Origin of the sequence: Paenibacillus sp. MBLB1832, from assembly GCF_032271945.1 — a bacterium.
In the GTDB taxonomy this organism is placed as follows: domain Bacteria; phylum Bacillota; class Bacilli; order Paenibacillales; family NBRC-103111; genus Paenibacillus_E; species Paenibacillus_E roseopurpureus.
In genome coordinates, this window is record NZ_CP130319.1 from 5845490 (window position 1) to 5852554 (window position 7065).

At 42.3% G+C, this 7065-nt stretch carries 7 protein-coding genes; all 7 read right to left on the reverse strand.

All coding sequences use genetic code 11. The annotated features are described in order from the left end of the window. Nucleotides 1–220: 220 nt before the first annotated feature. The gene (rsmG, locus tag MJB10_RS26595; RefSeq protein WP_314800274.1) at nt 221–946 is read right to left on the reverse strand and encodes a 16S rRNA (guanine(527)-N(7))-methyltransferase RsmG; all 726 of its coding nucleotides are present in this window, start codon (nt 944–946) and stop codon (nt 221–223) included. A gap of 3 nt (nt 947–949) precedes the next feature. After that, the gene (mnmG, locus tag MJB10_RS26600; protein ID WP_314800275.1) at nt 950–2845 is read right to left on the reverse strand and encodes a tRNA uridine-5-carboxymethylaminomethyl(34) synthesis enzyme MnmG; all 1896 of its coding nucleotides are present in this window, start codon (nt 2843–2845) and stop codon (nt 950–952) included. Between the two features lie 45 nt (nt 2846–2890). After that, complete coding sequence (gene mnmE / locus MJB10_RS26605) at nt 2891–4267, reverse strand: tRNA uridine-5-carboxymethylaminomethyl(34) synthesis GTPase MnmE (protein WP_314800276.1); 1377 nt, start codon at nt 4265–4267, stop codon at nt 2891–2893. 75 nt (nt 4268–4342) lie between these two features. Continuing rightward, the gene (gene jag, locus MJB10_RS26610; RefSeq protein WP_314800277.1) at nt 4343–4960 is read right to left on the reverse strand and encodes an RNA-binding cell elongation regulator Jag/EloR; all 618 of its coding nucleotides are present in this window, start codon (nt 4958–4960) and stop codon (nt 4343–4345) included. Continuing rightward, the gene (gene yidC / locus MJB10_RS26615) at nt 4957–5730 is read right to left on the reverse strand and encodes a membrane protein insertase YidC (RefSeq protein ID WP_314800279.1); all 774 of its coding nucleotides are present in this window, start codon (nt 5728–5730) and stop codon (nt 4957–4959) included. Before yidC ends, jag begins: the two co-directional genes overlap by 4 nt. A gap of 74 nt (nt 5731–5804) precedes the next feature. After that, the gene (rnpA, locus tag MJB10_RS26620) at nt 5805–6161 is read right to left on the reverse strand and encodes a ribonuclease P protein component (protein WP_314800285.1); all 357 of its coding nucleotides are present in this window, start codon (nt 6159–6161) and stop codon (nt 5805–5807) included. A 141-nt stretch (nt 6162–6302) separates the two neighbouring features. Further along, nucleotides 6303–6437, reverse strand: coding sequence for a 50S ribosomal protein L34 (gene rpmH, locus MJB10_RS26625; protein ID WP_028557239.1), 135 nt, complete (start codon nt 6435–6437; stop codon nt 6303–6305). Nucleotides 6438–7065: the final 628 nt, after the last annotated feature.

Here is a 7065-nt window from a genome sequence, read left to right on the forward strand (position 1 = left end):
TAGATCTATTCGCCATTCCGAGACGATGTCATTCTAGATGTGTGTGACTCTAGTAAATTCAAACTATTTCTTGAAGAATATCTAGTTGATATAAAGAGTTAACATGCATTACAAATCTAGTAGGGAATACATCTTCTCCTACTATATAAATTCTCCACGCAAGCTAATAATCCTGCTTAACGTTGTGTAATAGGCAAATGTTTCACGTGAAACATTTGCCTTATTTGTGTAAAGGTTCTTTCAGCGGGAGCCCCGCTTTGCGCGGGTACTTGGCTGGTGTTGGCGCCGTCTTCGCAATTTCAACGAAATGCCTCACTGATTCTTCGATCGGTAATACCATGCGAATAACACGCACAATTTTACCTTTTAACTCTACTAAGCTGAACGTAGAATCTTGAATCTCTTCTTCTACTTCCGAGCCTTTCATCGCGATGAACGTCCCATCTTTTTTAACAAAAGGAAGACAAAACTCATTCAGTACTTGAAGCCTTGCAACAGCCCTAGCCGTCACTAGATCAAATTGATCGCGATACTTCGGCAATCTAGCGATATCCTCTGCCCTGCCATGGACACAGTCTACCTGTGAGAGACGAAGAGACGAAACGATATCTTTTAGAAATAAAATACGCTTATTCAATGAATCAATAATGGTAACTTGTAGATGAGGGAACGCAATTTTCAGCGGGATGCTAGGAAATCCAGCGCCCGAACCAATATCAGCTATGGATTTCACTTTTCCCATGTCAAAGTTAAAAGCTAAGGAAAGAGAGTCGTAGAAATGCTTCAAATAAACCTGACCTCTCTCCGTAATTCCTGTGAGATTCATTTTCTCATTCCACTCAACCAGCGTCTTGTAATAGACTTCGAATTGCTCTAGCTGCTCGGCAGAAAATGAGATGTTTTCTTTTGCTAACAGATCTGTGAATTGTTTCTGAATGTCATCCATGGATTAACCTCTAGCCGCTGTGACTCTGTTGTAGTGTTCGAGATAAACAAGAAGAATAGAGATATCCGAAGGCGTTACTCCACTGATCCGCGATGCTTGACCAATTGAGATAGGACGAATTTTCGCAAGCTTCTGCTTTGCTTCTGAGGCAATACCGTGAATTTCACTGTACTCGATATCGTCAGGGATTTTCTTCTTCTCCATTTTACGCAAACGTTCCACTTGATTGCTTTGCTTCTCAATATAACCCGCATATTTCACTTGAATGCCTACTTGCTCTTTCATATCCTCATCCAGGTCAAAAGGAGACATCGTCATTTGCTCAATATGCTTATATTCGATCTCTGGCCGGCGCAACAAGGATATCGCAGGCACCGAATTCGTCAATTGCACACTTTCCAAGCTTTGAAGCAATTCCTGAACATGTGGTTCTGGTTTTACCTTTACTTCGGATAAACGCGCAATTTCTTGGTCAACCAATGATTTTTTGTTTAGAAATGCTGCATAGCGTTCCTCAGAAATGAGCCCAATGTCATACCCGATCGGCGTCAAACGAAGATCTGCATTGTCATGACGCAGTAACAAACGGTACTCGGCACGCGAAGTCAACAAACGGTAAGGTTCACTCGTCCCCTTAGTAACTAAGTCGTCGATAAGTACGCCAATATATCCTTCGGAGCGATCAAGGACGACCGCTTCTTTGCCTTGCACTTTGCGAGCTGCGTTAATCCCCGCCATAATACCTTGACCAGCAGCCTCTTCATAACCGGATGTTCCGTTAATTTGACCAGCTGTGAAAAGCCCGCTCACTAGCTTCGTTTCAAGCGAAGGCTTCAATTGCGTAGGTACAACCGCATCGTATTCAATCGCATAGCCCGTACGCATCATTTCTACTTTTTCTAGTCCAGGAATCGAACGTAGAATGCCTAGTTGAACATCTTCCGGCATACTCGTGGACAGCCCTTGAACATAATATTCCGAGGTGCTATGCCCTTCTGGCTCCAAGAAAATTTGGTGCTTCGGCTTATCACTGAAACGAACAATTTTATCTTCAATAGATGGGCAATATCTTGGCCCTGTTCCTTCAATTGCACCCGAAAACATAGGAGCACGGTGCAAATTATCATTGATAATTTGATGCGTTGTTTCCGACGTGTACGTCAACCAGCAAGGTAATTGCTCATTTGGATTAGATCCCGTTTTCGTTTCAAATGAGAAAAACTTCGGTTGATCATCACCAGGTTGGATTTCGGTTTTCGTGAAATCAATCGTATCTTTATGAACACGCGGCGGCGTACCTGTTTTGAAACGGACCAGGTCAAATCCGAGCTTGCGCAGGGATTCCGATAGTTTCACGGATGGCTGCTGGTTATTAGGTCCACTCTCATACATAAGTTCACCCATAATCACTTTACCCCGTAAATATGTTCCCGTTGTCAGAACAACGGATTTTGCGTAATACGTTGCGCCCGTTTTCGTAATTAACCCTTTACAGATGCCATCTTCGACAATGAGTTCTTCGGCCATGCCTTGACGAAGTGTTAAATTCTGGGTCGCCTCAATCGTTTCTTTCATTTTATGTTGATACGAAAATTTATCCGCCTGTGCGCGCAGTGCATGAACCGCAGGCCCTTTGCCTGTATTCAGCATGCGAAGTTGAATGTAGGTCTTATCGATGTTGCGTCCCATCTCACCGCCAAGTGCATCAATCTCACGAACAACGTGTCCTTTCGCTGGACCGCCAATGGATGGATTACAAGGCATGAAAGCAACCATATCTAAATTAATCGTTAACAATAACGTGTTACAACCCATACGAGCTGCAGCTAGTGCAGACTCGCATCCAGCATGGCCAGCACCGATGACAATAACGTCATAATCTCCTGCGTGATATCCCATAATTCGTCCCTCCCTCTTTTATGAAAACGCGAATGCCGTCGATTTTCATTTTCCTAAGCAGAATTGTGTAAAAATTTGATCGATTAACGACTCTCCTACCGAATCACCGATAATCTCCCCGAGTTGCTCCCAAGCAGCACGGATATCAATTTGAATCATATCTATCGGCACATATTGCTCATTGGCATCAAGTGCATCTTGCAAGGAGCGCTTCGCTTGTTTCAATAGCGCAATGTGACGAACATTACTCACATACGTCAAGTCGCTCGATTCCAGCTGGCCCTCGAAGAAAATCGCAGCAATCGCCTTCTCTAAATCCTCGATACCTTTATTTTCAATCAACGATAGCTCGACAATACGTTCCTTTGAGAAATAATGAACAACCTGCTCAACATCAAGCTTGCGATCCAAGTCAATTTTGTTAAGAATCACGATCGTTTGCTTATCTGCCAATTGTTCCATCAATGCAATCTCATCTAGTTGTAACTCTTCATTACTATTCAAAACGAGTAAAATCAGATCCGCTTCAACTAACGCTGTCTTCGACCGTTCAACACCAATTTGCTCTACGATATCCGACGTTTCTCGAATTCCTGCCGTATCCAGCAGCTTCAGCGGAATCCCGCCAATATTGACAAATTCCTCGATCACATCCCGCGTCGTCCCGGGGATATCCGTTACAATGGCACGATTCTCTTGTGCTAACTCATTCAACAAGGATGACTTCCCGACATTCGGCCTGCCAACAATGGCGGTTTCAATGCCTTCGCGTAGAATCTTCCCCTGCTCGGCTGTAACCAACAACCGATCAATATGGGTATTAACCATGTCGCACTTTGTCTTAATATAAGCATTCGTCATCTCTTCAACATCATGCTCAGGATAGTCGATATTAACCTCAACATGCGCCATCAATTCTACGAGCTCATACCGCAATTGCTTAATTTGTTTGGACAAGTTGCCTTCCACTTGTTTCAGTGCAACTTTAAAAGCCCGATCCGATTTGGCCCGAATTAGATCAATGACGGCTTCCGCTTGCGTTAAATCAATACGACCGTTCAAGAATGCGCGTTTCGTAAACTCCCCTGGTTCAGCCAGTCGAACCCCTTGCAGTAGAAGTAAATCCAGCACTTTCTTAACAGAAACAATGCCGCCATGACAGCTTACCTCTACAACATCCTCCATCGTGAATGATCGTGGAGCTTTCATTAACGTAACGAGAACCTCCTCTACCTTTTCGGAAGAAGCAGGTTCTACAATAAATCCGTAATTTACGGTATGTGTCGCGGCATCAGATAATTTCGTTTTTGAGCGGAAAATCCGTTCAACATAAGAAATGGATTGCTCGCCGCTCACACGAATAACCGCTATCCCACCTTCTCCGAGCGGTGTAGAAATAGCAGCAATCGTATCATTTAACATAAATATAACACCTCAAATTTACCTCATCTTAAAGAAAAAGCAATGACAGATGAACCAAGTCATTGCAATTCTGCATTATTTAACAGCGATGACGACCCGACGATTCGGTTCTTCACCTTTGCTGTATGTTTTGATAACAGGATGTCCTTGTAATTCCGCATGAATAATTTTACGCTCTTGGGAATTCATCGGCTCAAGAATAACTTCTTTCTTGGACTTAATCACGCGATTAGCCAATCTTAAAGCGAGCTCTTCCAGCGTTTTCTTACGACGCTCGCGGAAATTCTCCGCATCGAGCATAACGCGGAAATGAGACTTCGCATAGCGATTTCCGACGATATTAACGAGATATTGCAGCGCATCTAGGGTTTGTCCCCTTTTGCCAATCAGAATACCTAATTCCGAGCCACTCATGTTTAAGATGTAGCCTTCACGATCTTTATGCGTATCTATGGTGATGGAAATTTGCATCGCTTCGAACATATCTTGTAAGAAAGCTATCGCTTCCTCAAGTGGATCAGGTATCAATTCCAGCTCAACCTTCGCAACTCTAGATCCAATAAACCCGAACAACCCTTTTGAGGGTTGTTCCAAAATATGAATGTTAACACGTTCCTCCGAAACTTGCCATTGAGCCAAACCAGCTTGAACAGCTAACTCAATTGTCTTTCCAGTCACCACGATTTTTTTCATTTCGACAGGCCACCCTTATTATTTTGAGGTCCAGGCTTCTTTTGTGAACCAGGAGCACCATAGATGAAATAAGACTGAACAATTGTGAAAATGTTACCGAAAATCCAGTACAGCGGTAGGGCCGATGCAAAATTCATGGACATGACGAAAATCATAACCGGGAAAATGTACATTAAGCTTTTCATTTGCTGATTCATTTGGGAAGACATAAACATTTGTTGAACGAACGTTGTAGCCGCGGCGATCAAAGGAAGTATGTACAAATGATCTGGCTTACCAAGATTCAACCAAAGAAATGTGTGTTCATGAATTTCTTGATTTCGCATAATCGCTTGATACAAGGCAATCAGAATTGGCATTTGAACGATGATCGGGAAACAACCCGCTAGTGGATTAACACCATTTTGCTGAAAAAGCTTCATCGTTTCTTCTTGTTGCTTTTTCGCATCATCTTTATATTTCTCTTTAAGCTTCTTCATTTCAGGCTGCAGATCCTGCATCCGTTTGGAGCTTTTGTATTGCTTAAGCGTGAGCGGCAAAATAATCAATCGAATAATAATCGTTACGACCAAGATGGACAATCCGTATTGCCCCCACAAATGATCAGCGAACCAATCAAGTGTTTGAGAAAGCGGGTACGTAAAATACTTCGTGAAAAAATTAGCCGTGTTCGGATCAATTGGTTTTGATGCTGCGCTTGACGTACTACATCCTGACAGTAGTAATACCACCGAGGATAGCGCAACTAGCAGATAAATTCGACGAGTCAAAATGAGATCCTCCTAAATGTCTTTTCCAACATAAACTATAACACATCTTAAGCCCGCAAGGAAATAATGCGCAGCTATTTTACTGTATCAATTTTTTTATATAAAGAAGCTCTCCGGATCACGTGCCAAATGCTCTTTTCCATATCGGCATATGCCATATCAACTACAGGTTTTCTGGCTAACAAAATGTAATCATAATGAGGTGTCATATGCTCCTTTTTCAGCCGTATGATCTCCTTCATCATTCTTCGCAGACGGTTGCGAACAACCGCATTCCCGATTTTCTTCGAAACGGAAACGCCGAATCGAAATTCCTCCATTTTGGGCTGCGGCAAATAATAGAGAACGAACTGCTGATTAGCCATGGATTTCCCATAGCGATACACCTTGCTGAAATCTTCCCTCTTGGCCAACCGATACTGTTTCTCCACGGGCGATGTACACTCCCAACGACTTTCATTCATGCCTATTATCAAAATGAAACGACATATCTGATCTATTTTTAACAAAATCCATTCAATGTAAACCAATTCTTAAAATGCAAAAAAAAAAGCCCCTTTCGGAGCCTCTTCTTATGCGCTTAGAACTTTTCTTCCTTTAAGACGACGAGCTTGTAGAACTTTACGTCCGTTCTTCGTGCTCATTCTTTTACGGAAACCATGGTTCTTCTTACGCTTTCTCGTATTCGGGTTAAATGTTGGACCCATCTATAGCACCTCCCTGCATGACTGAGGATATCCATCCTACAAAATTTCTACTACTCATTAAATCATTTTCACAGAAGAAAGTCAACCTACCCAAGTGTGCAGTTTAAGGTAAAGAATTCGTATCTTTCCAGCACCAAAGAACAAGTTGTGCATAAATGTTTGACGAGAAAGAACAGTTTTTGTCGAAAATCAACACAATATCAACAATATCTTGTGTTGTGAACAATTTCTACCCACAACTTGTTGTAATTGTGGATAATGCCAAACAATCCGTTGATTAACAAGGGATCTTTTGTTAAGATAGTAATGTTTCAGCTGTGGATATACGCCATTATTCCCCTGACTTATTAACACCCTGTGGATAACAATGTGCACAAACTTCCCTCTATACGCATAAGTCATTTCTGCAGATCCTTAACAATGTGGATAAAAGCGACAAAAGTCATCCTTTTTAGACCCTTCCTGACACGAGATTCTTTCGTGCCTTATTTGGGCATGCTAGATGCTGCATGGACTTATACGCCTACAAATTCCAACGTGATGTTTTGGTTTCACGTTTTACTTATATATATGACCACTTTCATCTCTGGCCTATGCCACGTGTTTGATTTCAAAAGGAGTGAAGACT

Excerpts from the sequence above, each read along its gene's own strand:
- mnmG (WP_314800275.1), bottom strand. The coding sequence starts at position 2,845 with ATGGGATATCACGCAGGAGATTATGACGTTATTGTCATCGGTGCTGGC.
- rpmH (WP_028557239.1), bottom strand. The coding sequence starts at position 6,437 with ATGGGTCCAACATTTAACCCGAATACGAGAAAGCGTAAGAAGAACCAT.
- jag (WP_314800277.1), bottom strand. The coding sequence starts at position 4,960 with ATGAAAAAAATCGTGGTGACTGGAAAGACAATTGAGTTAGCTGTTCAA.
- mnmE (WP_314800276.1), bottom strand. The coding sequence starts at position 4,267 with ATGTTAAATGATACGATTGCTGCTATTTCTACACCGCTCGGAGAAGGT.
- rsmG (WP_314800274.1), bottom strand. The coding sequence starts at position 946 with ATGGATGACATTCAGAAACAATTCACAGATCTGTTAGCAAAAGAAAAC.